The sequence below is a fragment of the Streptomyces sparsus genome, assembly GCF_054776295.1.
The window spans coordinates 1-587 of the sequence record NZ_BAAHCA010001669.1; the positions used below are offsets into that span (position 1 = coordinate 1).

Here is a 587-nt window from a genome sequence, read left to right on the forward strand (position 1 = left end):
AGGGGCCCGCCCGCGACGAGGCGCTCGGCCGCCGGGTCGCCGTGCTGGCCGCCTTCGCCGGCCAGTTCCTGGTCGTGCTCGACGTGTCGGTGGTCAACGTGGCGCTGCCCTCCGTCCGGGCCGACCTGGGCCTGAGCGAACTGGGCGGTCAGTGGATCGTCAACGCCTACACCCTCACCTTCGCCGGCTTCATGCTGCTCGGCGGCCGGGCCGCCGACCTGTTCGGACGCAAACGGGTGTTCCTGTTCGGTCTGGGCCTCTTCACCGCCGCGAGCCTGGCCGGCGGACTCGCACAGGAGCCCTGGCAGCTGCTGGCCGCCCGTGCGGTGCAGGGGGCGGGCGCGGCCGTGCTGGCCCCCTCGACCCTGACCATCCTCACCTCGGTCTTTCCCTTCGGCGCCGCCCGCACCAGGGCGATCGGCGCCTGGAGCGCCGTCGGCGCGGGCGGCGGCGCTGCGGGCGGCCTGGTCGGCGGGCTGCTCACCGACGCCCTGTCCTGGCGCTGGGTGCTGCTCATCAACGTGCCGGTCGGTGTGCTCGTGCTGACCGCCGCGGCCGTGTGGCTGGCCGAGAGCCGGCAGCCCGAG

General features: G+C 75.1%; 1 protein-coding gene. It reads left to right on the forward strand.

Annotated features, from left to right (window positions below; all coding sequences use genetic code 11):
• Positions 1-41 precede the first annotated feature (41 nt).
• Positions 42-587, forward strand: a 546-nt coding sequence (locus tag ACYVE9_RS30210; protein WP_461031039.1) for an MFS transporter, incomplete at its 3' end; no start/stop codon positions are given.